This is a genomic window from Hydrogenoanaerobacterium saccharovorans (assembly GCF_016901815.1).
Taxonomy (GTDB): Bacteria; Bacillota; Clostridia; order Oscillospirales; family Ruminococcaceae; genus Avimicrobium; species Avimicrobium caecorum.
The window spans coordinates 118,591-135,314 of the sequence record NZ_JACSNR010000001.1 but is presented as its reverse complement, the minus strand read 5'-3'; the positions used below and the strand labels follow the sequence as shown (position 1 = coordinate 135,314).

Below are 16,724 nucleotides of genomic sequence, written 5' to 3'. Positions count from 1 at the left end.
GTACAGTTCTTCGGGACTGTACCGGTTTTTTATTCCGGAGGAATGCATATGCGTTTTCTGCTGCTGTCTGCTGTGGCAGTGCTCAAAACACTGCTCTGCAAAGGGATTTCCCTGGTTCTGCTCACCGGATGGTTTGTGCGTGAAAACCGGGCGCACAGCGCTGCGTCCGGGACAGTTCCTGCCCGGGTCATGCTTAGAAACATGCAGCGGGCCCTTGTGTGGATCTATGGCATCGCGGCCCTGTTGTCCTCTGTAGTGAGCTGTCTCCTGCTCCGGCGGCTCCGGTTCCGCCACAGCTTCTCCCTGAGCGCCGCGCTCTTTGCTGGCGGCGCTGCTGCCACCTTCTGGCGGTGGAGAAGGAGAGAGGCCAGCCGGAAGCTGATGCGTCTGCTGCACCGGGCCGAACAGGACCGCCGCACTGCATAGGCAGAGGGTTCAGAGATAACAAAAAACGGGAAGCCAGGATTGGCTTCCCGTTTTTTATTGCTTATGATTGATGTGGGTCAGTGTGCCGAAAGGCTCAGCGGCAGGATTCCACAGCCTTGAGCAGGGCATCGGTGCGGTCGGTCTTTTCCCAGGCTACACCCAGTTCCTCCCGTCCGAAGTGACCGTAGGCAGCCAGCTGACGGTAGATGGGACGGCGCAGGTCCAGCATGTGAATAATGGCCTCAGGACGCAGGTCGAAGACCTTTTCCACGGCCTTTGCCAGAACTTCGTCCTCCACCTTGCCGGTGCCGAAGGTATTCACATTGATGGATACCGGATGAGCCACACCAATGGCATAGGCCAGCTGGATCTCGCACTTGTCTGCCAGGCCGGCTGCCACAATGTTCTTGGCAACATACCGGGCTGCATAGGCAGCGGAGCGGTCCACCTTGGTCGGGTCCTTGCCCGAGAAGGCGCCGCCGCCATGACGGCCATAGCCGCCATAGGTGTCCACGATGATCTTGCGTCCGGTCAGACCGCTGTCACCCTGAGGGCCGCCTACAACAAAGCGTCCGGTGGGGTTTACAAAGTACTTGGTCTGGTCATCCAGCAGCTCAGCGGGAACGATGGGCTTGACCACATATTCCAGAATGTCGGCACGGATCTGCTCGGTGCTGACATCCGGCGAGTGCTGGTTGGAGATGACGATGGTGTCGATACGGCTGGGCTTGTCGTCCACATATTCCACAGTCACCTGGGTCTTGCCATCGGGACGCAGATAGGCGAGAGTGCCGTCCTTGCGCACCTGAGCCAGACGCTTGGCGAGCTTGTGGGCCAGGGAGATTGCCATGGGCATCAGTTCGGGGGTTTCATTGCAGGCGAAACCGAACATCATGCCCTGGTCGCCGGCACCGGTGACAAATTCATCGGTTTCCGCACCGGTCTTGGTCTCCAGGGAGTGATCCACACCCAGGGCAATATCGGCAGACTGCTCGTCGATGTTGGAGATAACGCCGCAGGTATCAGCATCGAAGCCGTACTTGGCACGGGTGTAGCCGATGTCCCGGATCACCTGACGGGCAATCTTGGGAATATCCACATAGCAGGTGGTGGAGATCTCACCCATAATGTAAACCATACCGGTGGTGCAGGTGGTCTCACAGGCGACACGGGCCTGGGGGTCCTTGGCGAGAATGGCATCCAGAACGGCATCCGAGATCTGGTCACAGATCTTATCGGGATGGCCTTCTGTTACCGATTCGGATGTAAACAGATACTTTCTCATAGAGTACTACTTCCTTTCTGTCAGATAAAATGGTGGTGATCCCCTTTGTTTCGGCAAAGAAAAATGCCCGGTATGGCAACCGAGCATTTATGAAAACCTCATCTGTCGGCTTACCCGCAGGATTTGGCACCTTGCACACAGTGCAGGTTGCCGGGCATCACAGGGCCTGTTCCCTCCGCCACTCTTGATAAGGGGATATTTAATTGTGCCAAAATAATATAGCACACCCAGTCATGGATGTCAAGACATGCATGTCAGGAAGTTTGCGGGAAAAGGGAGAACCCCCGGGGAATCTGTCGCAGTCTGACAGGTTCTCCAGGGGTTCGGAAATGGAAAGGGAAGGATTTTTACTTGGGATTACAGGAACTTCATCACATGGCCCAGCTTCTTGTAGGTGACCACAGTGACGATGGAAATGACAATGCCCTTGGCAACATTGAAGGGAATGGCGCCGAACAGAATGTAGGCAGCCAGGCTGTCAATGGCAGGGTTGACGGCATTGCAGGCGGAAATGATGGCGTCAATGGGCATGATGTTCGAGAAGAAGGGGATCAGCAGGTAGTAGTTTGCCAGGGCGCCCACAATGGCGATGGCAACGGTACCGGCAAAGCAGGCCAGGGCAGTCCCCTTGACCGAAGGCATCTTGCGGTGGATCAGTCCGGCTGTGACAGCAAAGGAGGACAGGATCAGGAAGTCTGCCAGTTCACCCACGCCGCCGGTGGTGGTGGAAAGGACATGGAACAGGTCCTTGATGAGGGTGACAATGATTGCCTGAACCGGTCCCATGATGAAAGCGGTGAGCAAAATGGGCAGACCGCTCAGGTCAAACTTGAGGAAAGGCGGGAAAGGCGGGAAGGTGAATTCAAAGAACATCACCACAGTGGAAATTGCCGCCATCAGAGCGGTGTAGGTGAGTACCCGGGTACGCTGATTGGTGTTGGCGCTGATGCGCGGGGTAGTGGTCTGATTTGTCATAGATAAGCTCCTCCAGTAATGCAACGGAGCCTGCGCGGGGTTATTTTACCAACAAAAAAGCCCTGCCAACCCAAGCGGTTGCAGGACTATGTGCAAAAGCACTGCCGCCAGCCAAACCATGCTGACAGCACTTGTTTCTTTCATCCGGACTGTACCGTCGGTTCGGGGTTCACACCCGATCATGCTGGTGAAAGCTCGCGGACTTGTGACGGAAAATTCCGTCCATCACCGCCGGTGAGGAATTGCGCCTCGCCCTGAAACAGACTTTGTTGTGTATTTTGATGTAAGACCGAAGTCTTTAACTTTATCTTAGCCATATCTGTGCAATTTGTCAAGAGTTTTTTCATGGACAATGTTCCAAATCCCGTCTGCCGGCATAGGATGGTGCAGGGAGGCGAAAGGCGGATGATCATTTGGCTGATGATGGCACTGACCGTTGGCGGACTGGTGTTTGCCGGGGTGATATTCTGGGCGCTGCGGGAACCGGCAGAGAGGGTTCTGTGTCTGCCGGTGCGGGAAAATACCATGGAATATGCGCTGTGGCAGGCGGAACTGCAGGTACAGCTGGGACTCTACGGCGCTGTGGAACTGACCGGCATTCCCCGTGACCCGGAAACGGCAAGGATCTGCTGTCTGTTCATGCGGGGTCGGCCCTGGGTGCGGTTCGCTCCGGAGGTTTGCAAAAGCGCTGCGGGTGTATTATACTAAGAACTACCACAGATTTTTTCATTTGGAGCGGAAGGAATGGACAGACAGCAGGCAGAGGTTCTGGAAGGAACGGTAGAGGACATTGTCTTTCACAATGAGGATACCGGCTTCACCGTCATGGAGGTGGCAGCCGGAGAGGCGCTGATCACCGTGGTGGGGGAGGCCATGGGCATCCAGCCCGGTGAGGAACTGCGCCTGACCGGACGGTATGTGAGCCATCCCACCTATGGTACCCAGTTCAAGGCGGCGGTGATCGAGCGCACCATCCCGGCTACCTCCGGGGCGATCCTCAAATATCTTTCCGGCGGGGCGGTCCGGGGGATCGGCCCTGCTTTGGCGCGCCGGATTGTGGATGCCTTCGGGGACGATACCCTCACCATCATGGAAAAGGAACCCCAGCGCCTGGCGGAAGTCCGGGGCATCACCCCGAAGAAGGCGGCGGAGATTGCCGAGGAATATGCCCGGATCTTTGGCATCCGGGCTGTGATGCTGTTTCTCTCCCGGTACGGGATCGATGCGGCAGTGTCCATCCGGGTGTGGAAAAAGTGGGGCGCCTATGCCCCCGGCGAGATCGAAAAGGACCCCTATATCCTCTGTGCCCGGGACATCGGCGTCCCCTTTGAGAAGGCGGACGAGATCGCCCGGCAGCTTGGATTTGCCCTGGACAGCCCCGAACGGCTCTGCGGGGGAATCCTGTATGTGCTGCGGCACAATACCGGCAACGGACACTGCTGTCTGCCCTATGAAAAGCTGGTGAAGGTGTCGGCCCGGATGCTCGAGGCGGAGCCGGAACAGATGGACGATCCCCTGACCATGCTGGCGGAGCGGGAGGACATCATCTCGGATACCGTGGACGGGACTGTCTTTATCTACCTGCCGGAGATGTACGAGGCCGAGACCTACTGTGCCGGACGGCTGATGACCGCCCTGGCTTCCAGCCCACCCGAAGCGGTGCGGGACTACTCCCGGGAGATTGACGCCCTGGAAAAGAAGCTGGGCATCCGGTACGCATCGCTGCAGCGCAAGGCCATCCAGGCGGCGCTGGGACAGAGCGTGGTGATCCTCACCGGCGGTCCCGGCACCGGCAAGACCACCGCCCTGTGCGGCATGATCGACCTGCTGGAGCAGGAGGGGCTCAAGGTGGGGCTGGCAGCGCCCACCGGACGGGCTGCCAAGCGGATGACCGAGCTCACCGGACGGGACGCCAAGACCATCCACCGGCTGCTGGAGGTGGACTTCGGCGAGGAAAACGGACGGGTCAAGTTCCGGCGCAACAGCCGCAATCCCCTGCCCTATGACGCTGTCATCGTGGACGAGATGTCCATGGTGGATATTGAGATCTTCGCCTCACTGATGCAGGCGCTGCGTCTGGGCAGCAAGCTCATCATGGTCGGGGACCCGGATCAGCTGCCGTCGGTGGGGCCGGGCAATGTGCTCCGGGACCTCATCGACAGCGATGTGATCCCGGTGATCCATCTCACTGAGGTGTTCCGTCAGGCGGCGGAGAGCCTCATCGTCACCAGCGCCCATGCCATTGTAGCGGGAGAGATGCCCGACCTCACTGTCCGGGACAACGACTTCTTCTTCCTGCAGAAGTCCTCCTCGGAGGCGGTGCTCCAGACGGTGGTGGATCTCTGTGCCCGGCGGCTTCCTGCCAGCTATGGCTATTCGCCGGTGCGGGATATACAGGTGATCTCGCCCACCCGGCTGGGGGCCTGCGGTACAGCGGAACTCTGCCGGAAGCTCCAGGAGGTACTCAATCCCCAGGACGGACGCAAGACCGAGCAGAAGTTCGGCCCGGGTGTGTTCCGGGAGGGGGACAAGGTGATGCAGATCCGCAATAACTACGACATCGTCTATACCAGGGACGATGGGGAGCAGGGAGTCGGCGTATACAACGGGGACATCGGCACCATCGAGATGATCGACCGTCCCAGCCGGAGCCTGCATGTGCGGTATGATGACCGGGTGGCAGAGTACACCTTCGATATGCTCGACCAGCTGGAGCTGGCCTATGCGGTCACTGTCCACAAGAGCCAGGGCAGTGAGTTTGACGCGGTGGTGATGCCGGTGAGCGGCAGCCGCAGCAAGCTGTTCTACCGGAACCTTCTCTATACAGCGGTGACCCGTGCGAAAAAGCTGCTCATTTTAGTGGGACAGGCTTCGGCTGTGGCAGAGATGGTCCACAACGACCGCAAAACCCTGCGGTACACCAACCTTGGCAAGTTCCTGCGGGAGGCGGTGCTGTGATGCTGCTGAAAAAGCTCGGCAGCCGGGTGCTGGATCTGATCTATCCGCCGGTCTGTGTGCTGTGCGGGGAATATTCTGCCGGGGAGCATCTCTGTCCCCGGTGCGCCGCAGGCCTGGACAGCCTTCGCAGTGATGGCAGTCAGGAGGCGGAGATCTGCCGGCTCAACCCCGGGCTGGAACTGCTGGTGACGCCCTTTCTCTATACCGGGGCGATGCGCAGTCTGCTGCTCCGGCTGAAAACCACACCCGATCACCGGGCGGTGGACTTTCTGGCGGACGAGCTGGCACAGAGCCTTGCCGATTCGGGGATTCCGGAGGTGACGGTCACCTGCATGCCCATGTCAAAGGAAAAACTCCGCCGCCGGGGCTACAACCATGCTGAGCTGTTGGCAAAGGCGGTGGCAGTCCGGCTGGGCTGCGGCTTTGACGGAAAGCTGCTGGAACACCATGGCGGGCTCACCGATCAGCATAGCCTTTCCCGGGAGAAGCGGGAAGAACATGCCCGCGCATCGCTGCGTCCGGGCCGGAGCGACCCGAAGGGGAAGACTGTGCTGCTGGTGGATGACATCTGCACCACCGGCAACAGTTTTGCGGCGGCGGTATCGGTGCTGCGGGAACAGGGCGCTCTGCGGGTGATCACAGCGGCAGCTGCCATTACCCCGGAGGACTGAGTGGAAACGCTTCACAGCTTGACCCCCGGCTCAAAAGCGGGTATACTGGACAGAGTAAGCAGAAATAGTCCGGCTGGACAAAGGTCCGGCCTTTTTGTGATAGACAGGCGGAGGAATGAAATACTATGGCAGACATCGGCATTGATCTTGGTACCGCAACGGTACTGGTATATGACAGCGTCAAGGGACTGCTCATCAAGGAGCCTTCGGTGGTGGCAGTGGATGCTTCCACCGGCGAGGTGCTCAAGGTGGGCGAGGAGGCCTTCAAGATGATCGGCCGCACCCCGGACCGCATCCGGGCGCTCTATCCCCTCAAGGATGGCGTCATCTCCGACTTTGACCAGACAGAGCAGATGCTCCGGCACTTCCTCAAGAAGGCCAGCGAGAGCACCCTCTCCAAGCCCCGGGTGTGCATCTGCGTACCGTCGGGCATCACCGGCGTGGAGAGCCGTGCCTGTGTGAATGCCGCCGTTTCTGCCGGTGCCCGGAAGGTCTACCTCATCGAGGAGCCGGTGGCAGCGGCACTGGGCGCCGGACTGGATCTCTCGGTGCCCCGGGGACGGTTTATCCTGGATATGGGCGGCGGTACCACGGATATTGCTGTGCTGTCCCTCAACGGCATCGTCTGCAAGAAGTCCATCAAGCTGGCAGGGCGCAAGCTGGACGAGGCCATTGTGCGCTGTGTCCGCACCGACCGGAATGTCCTCATCGGCGAGAAGATGGCAGAGCGCATCAAGATCGAGGTGGGCAGCGTCTTCTATACCGAGGATAAGGAGATGGAGGCCAAGGGACGCAACCTGCACACCGGCCTGCCGGAAAAGTTTGTGATCCGCACCAGCGATATCTATGACGCGCTGATGGAGCAGGTGATGCAGATCGTCACCGCCGTGCAGCAGATCCTGGAGATCACCCCGCCGGAACTCTCGGCGGATATCTGGGAGGACGGCCTCATTATGACCGGCGGCGGCGCGCTGCTCCATGGCCTGGGCGACCTCATCAGCCAGCATGCCAAGATCAAGGTGCGCCTGGCAGAGCATCCGGTGGAGTGTGTTGCCATCGGCACCGCCCTGAGCTTCTCCAAGCTGGACGAGCTGTATGACGGCTTTGTCACCCCTTCCACCCATACCCACTGAGTGATCCCCCTTTCCAAGAACAAACCGACGGCTGAACTGCTCAGCCGTCGGTTTTTATCATTTCAAAAAGCTGGAATTTCAAACGGTACTGGAACTTTCCCTAAAAGAATTCCCAGGGATTTGGAATTATTGACAAAGGTTTGTCGAAAAGATTGACTCTGTCAGGGAATGTGTTAAGATAGAATCAATCTGTTATGCCCATGTCTGGTTCATGGGCGTTGCAAGGAAAGGAAAGGGAGATAATTATGAAACACAACAAGCGGCTGACCGCTCTTCTGGCTGGTCTGCTGGCGGTGTCCATGCTGTTTTCCGGTTGTTCCGGAACCACTTCGGGCACCAGCGACACTGGCCTGATCGACGGCACCTATGAGGGTACCGGCGCAGGTTACGGCGGCAACATCAAGCTGGCTCTGACCGTAGAAGGCGGCAAGATTACCAAGGCTGAAGTCCTGGAGCACAGTGAAACCGAGGGCGTCAGCGATCCGGCCTTTGAACAGATCCCCGCAGCCATTGTGGAAAAGCAGGGCACTGAGGGAATTGAAACCGTAGCGGGCTGTACCCGTTCCAGCGAAGGTCTGCTGGCAGCAGCTGAGGCAGCACTGGTTCTCGCCAAGGGCGGCGAAGCTGCCAAGGTTCCCACCGCAACCATGACCGATCCGGATGTGATCGTAGTCGGCGGTGGTATGGCTGGTATGACCTCTGCCATCACCGCGGCTGAGGATGGCGCCAAGGTTCTGCTGGTGGAAAAGACCGGTACCCTGGGCGGCACCATGGGCGGCGGTACTCTGTCGGGTACCGGCACCAAGATGCAGATCGAATCGGGCATCACTGATGATACCCCCGAAAAGTTCTTTGATGACTTTGTACGGCTGAATGCCGGCTATCAGGAGCGGGAAGGCGTTTCCGCCGATGATTACTACTGGAACCAGAGCCTGGGTATGTACTATGCCCAGCACTCGGGCGAATGTGTGGACTGGATCGTTGAGGATCTGGGCGCTACTGTCAAGGACCGTACCCCCAGCCAGCCCACCCTGTACGAGCCTCTGAACACTCCCCGTGTATGGTCGGGCGACCGCTCTTCCTATGACAAGGTGCTCAAGGCAGAACTGCAGAAGTACATTGACAGCGGCATGGTAGAAGTGCTGCTCAACACCAAGGCAGACGAGCTCATTATGGACGGCGAGGCTGTGGTAGGCGTCAAGACCACCAACACCGATGGCGTTCAGATGGATTACAAGGCCAAGGCCACCATTCTCTGCACCGGCGGTTACGGCTATTCTGAGGAACTGGTGAAGAAGTACAACTTCCAGAACTTCACCACCACTGCTCCTTCCTTTGCAACCGGTGATGGCTTCTTCATGGCAGAGCAGGCCGGCGGCGTGCTCAAGAACATGGACTTCCTCACCGCTTATGCAGGCGGTCTGAAGGTGGACGATTCGCTCACCAAGAAGCTGTCTATCCGTGTCAAGGACTTCCCGTACATCATCTTTGTCAATGAGAACGGCGAACGCTTTGTAGATGAGCTGGGCAACGAGGACGGTTCCAGCTACGATGAGATCACCTCCTGGTGGAAGAAGGGCGACAACCGCGTTTGGATCATGCTGGACCAGGCAATGGTTGATGATCTGAAGGCTCAGAACAAGCCCATCATCTCGGGCGATACCGAGTGGAAGAACTTCGATGAGCAGCTGGCAAACGGCACTGTTCTGTGGAGCGGCAGCACCATTGCTGAGGTTGCTGAGAAGGCTGGCATCAACGGCGAAAACCTGGAAAAGACCATTGAAAAGTACAATGAGTACGCCAAGAATGGTTATGATGAGGAATTCGGTCGTACCCGTCTGATGAAGGAGTTCACCGGCGGTACCTACTACATCTTCGAGACCACTCCTTACATCATGATCACTGCCGGCGGCCCGGATATGAACGATAAGGGCCAGGTAGTCAACGCAAATGGCGAGGCAATTCCTGGTCTGTATCAGGCCGGTGAAATTGTCGGCATGGCAAATGCCTTCGGTCGCACCACCATCGGCGGCGTCGGCAATACCGGCTGTCTGGTATGGGGTCGTCTGGCTGGCGGCAGCGCCGCAGAGTATGCTCTCGAGGCATAACTGCCATATCTACGCTCTCTTGAACCCCGGGGATTCTCCCCAATGAAAAACACAGGCTCTGCTCTCAATGGGGCGGGCCTGTGTTTTTTTGTTTGAAGAATTCTTTGCCGCTGTGCTACAATAAAGAAAAAGACCGATTATGCGGAGGTGTTTGCAAATGCCGGAGATCCGGGAGTTTATGAAGCAGTTCTATATTCTGGACGATTGGGTGCGTCAGTTTCTGATTGTCGGGGAGGAGGAAGCCCTGCTCATCGATACCGGTGTGGAGGAGAGCCATGTGGCGGAGGCAGTGCGGCAGATCACCAGCCTGCCGGTGCGGGTGGTGCTCACCCATGGTGACCATGACCACGCCGGAGGCCTTGGGGCATTCGGTTCCTGTCTGGTCCATCCGGAGGACGCCGATATGCTCCCGCCGGAGATCCGTTGGCAGCCGCTCCGGGAGGGGGATACCCTGGAATGCGGCGGCTACCGGTTCGAGGTGCTGCACATTCCGGGCCATACGCCGGGAAGCATCGCCCTGCTGGACCGGGAACACGGCCTGCTGCTGCCCGGGGATTCCATTCAGAAGGAGGGCACGATCTATATGTTCGGCCCCAGACGGAACCTGGAGCGGTACCTGGAGAGCCTGCGGGAGCTGCAGCCTCTGGAGGGGGAGATCCGGCAGATTCTGCCAAGTCACGGGGAGTGTCCCATTGAGCCGGCCTATCTCAGCCGGGTGCTGGAGGACGCCCTCGCTCTGCGGGACGGAAAACTCTCCGGAGAGCCCCATCCCACCCTGCCCTGCCGGATCTGCATGGGAAAGTGGACCGGCTTCCTGGCAGAATAGCGAAAAAAATACCGGGGTCCCTGGGGACTCCGGTGTTTTTTATCTTTGGGGGGAGCGGATCAGTTCTGGGTGATATGTACATCCAGCTGGTTAAAGGGAATGGAGATGCCATTCTGATCGAAGATCTTCTTCACATCCTCATACATCCGGAACTGCAGCTCAAAGTAGTCGGAATTCTTGACCCAGACCCGGGTGGTGATCTCGATGGCGCTGGCGCCATGACCGGACATCCGTACCACCGGCGCCGGATCATCCAGAGCCAGCGGACAATCCCGGATCACCTTTTCGATGAGAGCCTTGGCCTTGTCGTAGTCATCGTTGTAGCCGATGGTGAACACCAGATCCAGCCGGCGGTTGGGCTCGGCGGAGTAGTTGACAACCTTGGCCTTGTACACCGAGTCATTGGGGAGGGAAATGCGCTTATTGTCCGGGGTGTTGAGGACAGTGTTGAACATGGTGATCTCCCGGACTGTACCGCCGAGACCATCGATCTCCACATAGTCGCCCAGGTTGAAGGGCTTGAGCACGAGGATCACAACGCCGCCTGCCAGGGTGGCAATGGAATCCTTGACTGCCAGGGAGATTGCCAGACCCACAGCACCCAGCGAAGTGATGATGGAAGTGGTGGGAATGCCCAGTTTATCCAGGACAGAGATTGCCAGCAGGACCAGCAGGGCGATCTTGGTGACCGACAGGATCACTGTATGGAGCAGCGGATCAATTTTGGTTTTCTTGAGGAATTTGGCGATGAAGCCCAGCAGGAACTTGATCAGTAACCAGCCCACAACGCCGACCAGCGCGGCATTTACCACTGTGAGCAGCAGGCTGGAAAGCCAGGTATAGGCGCCCAGTGAAACAAACGAACCCATAAAATCAGACCTCCAATCGGGTGGATTCCCTGTTATTGTACCATTCCCGACCAAAGTTGACAAGGCGTCTCTTGCCCTTGCCATGGGACGCTGTGCAATGGTATAATACTGTGGGTCCTTCTGTACAGTCTGTTTCCCAAGGAGTGGCAAAACAGGCTGTGCGGCGGGAAAAATCGTGATTTCAGAACGACCGGAGCGAAAGCTCAGTGCTTTTCCCGGTTTTATACAGAGAGGCAGCAGAGTATATGGACAGAGATTTCAACCAGTATTATGCCGGGCTCCGACGGAGAGCCATCGAGAAATATTTCTCCCGCATCAATCCCATGCAGCGGCAGGCAGTTTTCCAGACCCGGGGACCGGTGCTGATCCTTGCCGGAGCGGGCAGCGGAAAAACCACCGTGATCATCAACCGGATCGCCAATATGGTGGCCTTCGGACATGGGCATGACAGCGACTTTGTGCCGTCCTATCTCACTGAGGAGCACGCCGACTGTCTGGAGCGGTACCTGGCGGGGGAAGAGGTGGGCATTGACCTGCTCCGGGACTGCTGTGCCGTCGATCCGGTACAGCCCTGGCGGATTCTGGCCATCACCTTTACCAATAAGGCTGCCGGAGAGCTCAAGAGCCGTCTGGAAGCCACCCTCGGGGACGAGGCACAGGATATTCAGGCTGCAACCTTCCATTCGGCCTGTGTGCGCATTCTCCGCCGGGAGATCACCCGGGTGGGCTATGAATCCAACTTCACCATCTATGATACCGATGATTCCCTGCGGCTCATCAAGGAGGCCTGCAAGACCCTGCGGATCGATGAGAAGAACTTCACCCCCCGCAGTCTGCTCACCCAGATCAGCCGGGCCAAGGATAAGCTGATGAATCCCACCCAGATGCTGGCAGCCGAGCCGGGCAACTTCCGCAATGAAGTGGGTGCCCGGGTCTATGAGGAGTACCAGAAGCTGCTCAAAAGCGCCAATGCCGTGGACTTTGACGACATTATCGTGCTCACGGTGCGGCTCTTTGAGGAGAATCCCGATGTGCTGGAGAAGTACCAGAACCGGTTCTCCTATATCATGGTGGACGAGTACCAGGATACCAACCATGCCCAGTACCGTCTGGTGAGCCTGCTGGCGGAGAAGTACCGCAATATCTGCGTGGTGGGTGATGACGACCAGAGTATCTACAAGTTCCGCGGTGCCAATATCGAGAACATCATGAACTTTGAAAAGCAGTTCCCGGGCGCCATGGTGATCCGTCTGGAGCAGAACTACCGCTGCACCAAAAAGATCCTGGATGCCGCCAATGAGGTGATCGAGCACAATACCCAGCGCAAGGGCAAGACCCTGTGGACCGAAAATGACGAGGGCAGCCCGGTGCGGGTATTCCGGGCGGCGGACGAAAACGGCGAGGCCATGTTCATTGCCAATACCATTATGGAGAATGTGGCGAAGGGAGCGAAGTTCTCGGACCATGCCATCCTCTACCGTATGAACGCCCAGTCCAACTCCATTGAAAAGGCGCTGCTCCGGGCCAGTGTGCCCTACCGGGTCATCAGCGGCGTCAAGTTCTATGAGCGCAAGGAAATCAAGGATGTGATGTCCTATCTGAGCGTCCTGAACAATCCCAACGATGCCGTGCGCCTTGCTCGGATCATCAACGAGCCCAAGCGGGGCATCGGCGATGCCACCGTGGCTGCCTGCCGGGAGATCAGCGACGGGCTGGGCATCTCCATGCTGGAAGTGATGCGCACTGCCGATGAGTATGCCCCCCTCTCCAAGAAGTCCAAGCCGCTGATGGCCTTTGCCGAGATGATGGATTCCCTCAGCGAGCTGGCAGAGCAGAACGACCTGGATATTCTCTTTGACGAGGTACTGTCCCGGACCGGCTATATGCAGATGCTTGAAAGCCAGCTCCCCGAGAGCCAGCCCCGCATCGAGAATGTCCGGGAGCTCAAGTCCAACATCATGGCCTATGTGGACGCCGCCGAGGAACCGAGCCTTTCGGGATTCCTGGAGGAAGTGGCGCTCTACACCGACCTGGACAGCTACGATGAGCAGGACGACAGTGTTGTGATGATGACGCTGCATTCCGCCAAGGGCCTGGAATACCCCTATGTATTCATAGCGGGTATGGAGGAGGGCATCTTCCCGGGCAGCCAGGTGATGTACTACCCCGATGAGGTGGAAGAGGAGCGCCGGCTGTGCTATGTGGGCATCACCCGGGCCAAGAAGCAGCTCTATCTCACCAATGCCGCCACCCGTATGCTCTTCGGCAAGACCGGGCGCAATATGCCCAGCCGTTTCCTGAGCGAGATCCCCGGAGAGCTCACCGAGGTCACCGATGAGACGGTGAACCGCTTCCGGGACCAGGCGGTTTCCAAGGCCTATGCCGCTGCCAACGCCCGGAAAAAGACCACCGACCGCGGTTTCTCGGGCGCGCCGGGCGCCGATCTTCCCACCGAGAGCTTTGCTCCGGGCGACCGGGTGCGCCATAAGGTATTCGGCGAGGGAATGGTCATCAGCGTCACCCCCATGGGCAACGACCATCTGCTGGAGGTGGCCTTCGATTCGGTCGGCTCCAAGAAGATCATGTCCAACTTCGCCCGTCTCAAGAAACTCTGATCCCGGTCTGTCAGGAGGTCTGCCATGGAACAGAAGAACCGTTTTCTCAGTCTGGGCATTGCCCTTGGCCTCATCGCCGGGACTGCCGCCGGCGTGCTGGTCGATCTCTTCACCGGTTGGACCTTCTCCATCTCCATGGGCGCCGGACTGGGCATGCTCGGGGGCATTGTCCTCGGCGCCCTGCTGGACAGCCGGCACTCCGACTCCTGAACCGGGTATTTCCCACCGGGCAGTGGGCCCGGAAATTCCTCTGAAAAAGGTCAGGCTCTTTTCTGCACACATTTTGGTCCTCTCCATAGAATGATAATAAGCAAGGCGGAAAACAAAAAACGCTTTCCAAATTCATCATTTTGACAGGAGGATCTTTTGTATGGCTAATACATATCAGGGCGCCTGCGGCCGTGTTCCCAGCGTGCGTCCCGGTGCAAACTTCAAGGAAGCAGTCTGCATCGATACCAACCGTGTCTATGACAGCGTCAGCGACAAGAACTGCCTGGAGGACCTGCAGGTCACCTTTCCGGATGATGTACAGTCCATTGTGAATAACTGCTGCTCCCTCAAGCTCAAGGAAGTGGAAGTGGAGAATGTCTACATGGATGTGGAGCCCATCCCCTTCAACAAGGGCTTCTATACCGTGGACATCACCTTCTTCTTCCAGGCCACCTTCGAGGCCCAGATGCCGGGTATGTCCTGTGTGACCATCACCGGTGTCACCACCTTCACCCGCAAGATGATCCTGTACGGCAGTGAAGGCAATGTCAAGGTATTCTGCAGCGACCAGAACGGTACCAACCAGAACGGCGGTATGCCCAAGGTCTGCCTGCAGGTCAGCGCGCCGGTGGCTCTGGGCTGCCGGATCGTGGACTGCAATACCGGCTGTGGCAATAACTGCGGCTGCTGCAACCCGTGCAATTCCTGCAACTCCTGCAATCCCTGCGGCTGCAGTACTTCCTGCAACCCCTGTGACTGCCAGACCGACTGTGGCTGCAATACTTCGTGCGGCTGCAATAATTCCTGTAATTCCTGCGGTTCGCAGCGGCAGGTTCTGATCACCATCGGTATCTTCATCATTGTCCAGATGGAGCGCCGGGTACAGATGCTCATGCCGGCCTACGACTTCTGCATTCCCACCAAGGAACCGGAAGCTCCCACCACCGGCGATCCCTGCGAGCTGTTCAAGAAGATCAAGTTCCCCACCGATTCCTTCTTCCCGCCCAACGCATCGGAGATCAGTCAGGAGAAGTCCTGCGGCTGCGACCGGTAACGGGAAGGATTCCCAAATATCCATACACACCATCACTGGAAAACGGGGGCCCGGAAAGGGCTCCCTTTTCCTGGAACCCAAGGAGGACAAGCATGGCAAAGGTAACACTTCTCACTCACACACCCGATCCCGAGCGGTATATTGCCGCGGCAGCCAAGCTCTGTTACAGCGCGTCCGGCGTGGATACCCTGCTGGACAAGCTCACCGATGAAAAGGCGGCAGAGTTTGTGGAGATGCTCGCCTCGATGGGACACGAGAGCCCCATTGAGCACGTGAGCTTCACCTTCGGCATTGAAGGGGTTTCCCGGTCGCTGCTGGCACAGATCACCCGGCACCGTATCGCGTCCTTCAGTGTCCAGAGCCAGCGGTATGTCCGGGAGAAGCAGTTCTCCTTTGTCACACCGCCGGAGATCGAAAAGGACCCCGAGACCCTGGCAATCTACAACCAGGCCATGCAGAATGCCATCCAGTCCTATGACGCTCTGGCAGACCGGCTCAAGGAGCGGCACACTGCCGAGCTGATGGCAGAGGGCATGGAGGAGAAGGCTGCCCGGCGTCAGGCTGAGAAGATGGCCATTGAAGATGCCCGGTTCGTACTGCCCAATGCCGCCGACACCAACATGATCATGACCATGAATGCCCGGGAGCTGCTGCACTTCTTCCGGCACCGCTGCTGCAACCGTGCCCAGTGGGAGATCCGGGCGGTGGCAAAGGAAATGCTGCGGCAGGTATCGGAGGTGGCGCCCACCCTGTTTGTGAACGCCGGTCCGAGCTGTGTGAGCGGCCCCTGTCCCGAGGGAAAGATGAGCTGCGGCAAAATGGCAGATGTCCGGGAGGAATACCGTCAGCTGAGGGAGAGGATTCGCCATGCCGAAGAGCAGTAATACAAGCCGACTGATCGTCATCGAGGGGCTGGACGGCAGCGGCAAGGCCACCCAGGCCGGTCTGCTGGCGGAGAGCCTCACCGCCGCCGGAACGCCGGTGCGGCGCATCTCCTTCCCGGACTATGCCCACAAATCCTCCATTCCGGTGCAGATGTATCTGAACGGGGAAATCGGCAGCCTGGAGGAGGTCAATGTCTATGCGGCCTCCACCTTTTACAGCATCGACCGGTATATCTCCTACCAGACCGACTGGAGCCGGGACTGTAAGGAAGGCCGGCTGATTCTGGCGGACCGGTACACCACCTCCAATGCCTGCCATCAGATGGTCAAGCTCCCTCAGAAGGAGTGGGATGGCTATCTGGACTGGCTGGCGGATCTGGAATACACCCGCATGGGGCTGCCAGAACCGGGACTGGTGATCTATCTGGATATGGACCCGAACACCTCCCGGCGGCTGCTGGAAAAGCGGTATGGCGGGGACGAGAGCCGGAAGGATCTGCACGAGGCCAACCTGTTCTATCTGCTCTCCTGCCGGGGCGCGGCGCTCTATGCGGCGGAGCACTGGGGCTGGAAGGTGATCCGCTGCTGTGACGGCAGCGATCCCTATCCGCCGGAGCAGATTCACCAGGCCGTGCTGGCGGAAGCGGAGGCCTGGCTAAGCTGCCAGCATCCGGCAGAATCGGACGGATTTTGACCCATGGTGTAGACAA

At 58.3% G+C, this 16,724-nt stretch carries 15 protein-coding genes and 2 riboswitches; of the genes, 12 read left to right on the top strand and 3 right to left on the bottom strand.

Annotation, left to right across the window (positions count from 1 at the left end; genetic code table 11):
• Positions 1-48: 48 nt before the first annotated feature.
• The gene (locus H9X81_RS00675; protein ID WP_204719222.1) at positions 49-426 is read left to right on the top strand and encodes a hypothetical protein; all 378 of its coding nucleotides are present in this window, start codon (positions 49-51) and stop codon (positions 424-426) included.
• A 94-nt stretch (positions 427-520) separates the two neighbouring features.
• Here the strand turns inward: H9X81_RS00675 and metK are convergent, their stop codons facing one another.
• Both metK and H9X81_RS00665 read right to left on the bottom strand, forming a co-directional pair.
• Positions 521-1,711: a methionine adenosyltransferase gene (gene metK / locus H9X81_RS00670; protein WP_191391721.1), complete on the bottom strand. Its 1,191-nt coding sequence runs from the start codon at positions 1,709-1,711 to the stop codon at positions 521-523.
• Positions 1,712-1,806: 95 nt separating this feature from the next.
• Positions 1,807-1,905, bottom strand: a riboswitch (SAM riboswitch).
• 163 nt (positions 1,906-2,068) lie between these two features.
• Positions 2,069-2,686 carry an ECF transporter S component gene (locus H9X81_RS00665; protein ID WP_177502543.1) on the bottom strand — a complete coding sequence of 206 codons (618 nt, stop codon included), beginning with the start codon at positions 2,684-2,686 and terminating at the stop codon, positions 2,069-2,071.
• A gap of 128 nt (positions 2,687-2,814) precedes the next feature.
• Positions 2,815-2,952, bottom strand: a riboswitch (FMN riboswitch).
• A 139-nt stretch (positions 2,953-3,091) separates the two neighbouring features.
• Here H9X81_RS00665 and H9X81_RS00660 point away from each other — a divergent pair.
• From H9X81_RS00660 to H9X81_RS00635, 6 genes are all read left to right on the top strand, one after another.
• On the top strand, positions 3,092-3,394 hold the full coding sequence (locus H9X81_RS00660) for a hypothetical protein (protein ID WP_204719221.1): 303 nt from the start codon (positions 3,092-3,094) through the stop codon (positions 3,392-3,394).
• Between the two features lie 36 nt (positions 3,395-3,430).
• Complete coding sequence (gene recD2 / locus H9X81_RS00655; RefSeq protein ID WP_204719220.1) at positions 3,431-5,644, top strand: SF1B family DNA helicase RecD2; 2,214 nt, start codon at positions 3,431-3,433, stop codon at positions 5,642-5,644.
• Positions 5,644-6,315, top strand: coding sequence for a ComF family protein (locus H9X81_RS00650; RefSeq protein WP_243423900.1), 672 nt, complete (start codon positions 5,644-5,646; stop codon positions 6,313-6,315). Before recD2 ends, H9X81_RS00650 begins: the two co-directional genes overlap by 1 nt.
• 125 nt (positions 6,316-6,440) lie before the next feature.
• Positions 6,441-7,448 carry a rod shape-determining protein gene (locus tag H9X81_RS00645; protein ID WP_177502547.1) on the top strand — a complete coding sequence of 336 codons (1,008 nt, stop codon included), beginning with the start codon at positions 6,441-6,443 and terminating at the stop codon, positions 7,446-7,448.
• A gap of 245 nt (positions 7,449-7,693) precedes the next feature.
• The gene (locus tag H9X81_RS00640; RefSeq protein ID WP_191391716.1) at positions 7,694-9,556 is read left to right on the top strand and encodes an FAD-dependent oxidoreductase; all 1,863 of its coding nucleotides are present in this window, start codon (positions 7,694-7,696) and stop codon (positions 9,554-9,556) included.
• Between the two features lie 157 nt (positions 9,557-9,713).
• Positions 9,714-10,382, top strand: a complete 669-nt coding sequence (locus H9X81_RS00635; protein WP_204719218.1) for an MBL fold metallo-hydrolase — start codon at positions 9,714-9,716, stop codon at positions 10,380-10,382.
• 59 nt (positions 10,383-10,441) lie between these two features.
• Here the strand turns inward: H9X81_RS00635 and H9X81_RS00630 are convergent, their stop codons facing one another.
• Positions 10,442-11,251 carry a mechanosensitive ion channel family protein gene (locus tag H9X81_RS00630; protein WP_177502550.1) on the bottom strand — a complete coding sequence of 270 codons (810 nt, stop codon included), beginning with the start codon at positions 11,249-11,251 and terminating at the stop codon, positions 10,442-10,444.
• A gap of 245 nt (positions 11,252-11,496) precedes the next feature.
• Here H9X81_RS00630 and H9X81_RS00625 point away from each other — a divergent pair, with 245 nt between their 5' ends.
• The 5 genes from H9X81_RS00625 to H9X81_RS00605 all read left to right on the top strand — a co-directional run bounded on the left by H9X81_RS00625 (position 11,497) and on the right by H9X81_RS00605 (position 16,708).
• Entirely contained in the window at positions 11,497-13,866 is a 2,370-nt protein-coding gene (locus H9X81_RS00625; RefSeq protein ID WP_204719217.1) for an ATP-dependent helicase, read from the top strand.
• Positions 13,867-13,890: 24 nt separating this feature from the next.
• Positions 13,891-14,076: a hypothetical protein gene (locus H9X81_RS00620; protein ID WP_191391714.1), complete on the top strand. Its 186-nt coding sequence runs from the start codon at positions 13,891-13,893 to the stop codon at positions 14,074-14,076.
• A 160-nt stretch (positions 14,077-14,236) separates the two neighbouring features.
• Entirely contained in the window at positions 14,237-15,130 is an 894-nt protein-coding gene (locus H9X81_RS00615; protein ID WP_243423875.1) for a hypothetical protein, read from the top strand.
• Between the two features lie 92 nt (positions 15,131-15,222).
• Entirely contained in the window at positions 15,223-16,014 is a 792-nt protein-coding gene (thyX, locus tag H9X81_RS00610; RefSeq protein ID WP_177504052.1) for an FAD-dependent thymidylate synthase, read from the top strand.
• On the top strand, positions 15,998-16,708 hold the full coding sequence (locus H9X81_RS00605; protein ID WP_204719216.1) for a dTMP kinase: 711 nt from the start codon (positions 15,998-16,000) through the stop codon (positions 16,706-16,708). Before thyX ends, H9X81_RS00605 begins: the two co-directional genes overlap by 17 nt.
• The last annotated feature ends 16 nt before the right edge of the window (positions 16,709-16,724 follow it).

What these genes read in the sequence shown, in the direction of transcription:
- recD2 (WP_204719220.1), top strand. Translation starts at nt 3,431, where the DNA reads ATGGACAGACAGCAGGCAGAGGTTCTGGAAGGAACGGTAGAGGACATT.
- H9X81_RS00650 (WP_243423900.1), top strand. Translation starts at nt 5,644, where the DNA reads ATGCTGCTGAAAAAGCTCGGCAGCCGGGTGCTGGATCTGATCTATCCG.
- H9X81_RS00625 (WP_204719217.1), top strand. Translation starts at nt 11,497, where the DNA reads ATGGACAGAGATTTCAACCAGTATTATGCCGGGCTCCGACGGAGAGCC.
- H9X81_RS00615 (WP_243423875.1), top strand. Translation starts at nt 14,237, where the DNA reads ATGGCTAATACATATCAGGGCGCCTGCGGCCGTGTTCCCAGCGTGCGT.
- H9X81_RS00645 (WP_177502547.1), top strand. Translation starts at nt 6,441, where the DNA reads ATGGCAGACATCGGCATTGATCTTGGTACCGCAACGGTACTGGTATAT.
- H9X81_RS00630 (WP_177502550.1), bottom strand. Translation starts at nt 11,251, where the DNA reads ATGGGTTCGTTTGTTTCACTGGGCGCCTATACCTGGCTTTCCAGCCTG.
- thyX (WP_177504052.1), top strand. Translation starts at nt 15,223, where the DNA reads ATGGCAAAGGTAACACTTCTCACTCACACACCCGATCCCGAGCGGTAT.
- H9X81_RS00665 (WP_177502543.1), bottom strand. Translation starts at nt 2,686, where the DNA reads ATGACAAATCAGACCACTACCCCGCGCATCAGCGCCAACACCAATCAG.
- H9X81_RS00620 (WP_191391714.1), top strand. Translation starts at nt 13,891, where the DNA reads ATGGAACAGAAGAACCGTTTTCTCAGTCTGGGCATTGCCCTTGGCCTC.
- H9X81_RS00660 (WP_204719221.1), top strand. Translation starts at nt 3,092, where the DNA reads ATGATCATTTGGCTGATGATGGCACTGACCGTTGGCGGACTGGTGTTT.
- H9X81_RS00675 (WP_204719222.1), top strand. Translation starts at nt 49, where the DNA reads ATGCGTTTTCTGCTGCTGTCTGCTGTGGCAGTGCTCAAAACACTGCTC.
- metK (WP_191391721.1), bottom strand. Translation starts at nt 1,711, where the DNA reads ATGAGAAAGTATCTGTTTACATCCGAATCGGTAACAGAAGGCCATCCC.
- H9X81_RS00605 (WP_204719216.1), top strand. Translation starts at nt 15,998, where the DNA reads ATGCCGAAGAGCAGTAATACAAGCCGACTGATCGTCATCGAGGGGCTG.
- H9X81_RS00640 (WP_191391716.1), top strand. Translation starts at nt 7,694, where the DNA reads ATGAAACACAACAAGCGGCTGACCGCTCTTCTGGCTGGTCTGCTGGCG.
- H9X81_RS00635 (WP_204719218.1), top strand. Translation starts at nt 9,714, where the DNA reads ATGCCGGAGATCCGGGAGTTTATGAAGCAGTTCTATATTCTGGACGAT.